This is a genomic window from Areca yellow leaf disease phytoplasma (assembly GCF_041920595.1).
This window is the reverse complement of record NZ_CP169277.1, coordinates 473,430-473,764: the sequence shown is the minus strand read 5'-3', so window position 1 is coordinate 473,764 and position 335 is coordinate 473,430.

Genomic DNA, 335 nt, shown 5'->3' with positions numbered 1-335 from the left:
TGTACTTCTCAGTTACGTATGCACTTTAATTTGCTTTGTTTTTAAAATACTAGCTATTTTGTAACACTAAGAACATGGTTATATCTTTAGTTAGTTTTCAACAAGTTTTGGCGTATGCTACTAAAGAATCAACCATTCCTTTGACATATTTTTAATTCAGAAAAAAGAAATATCGTCTTTAGACTTTGCAGAAAGAGAAGAACTTTAAGGGACTAGTCTTTATGAGATGGGGGCTTACTAAATTCAATTCAGAAAGTTATGCTCTTTTAGGTCTCCAAACTTATTTTACTGCAGGACCTAAAGAAGTTCATGCTGGTCTTTTAAAGAGCAATACG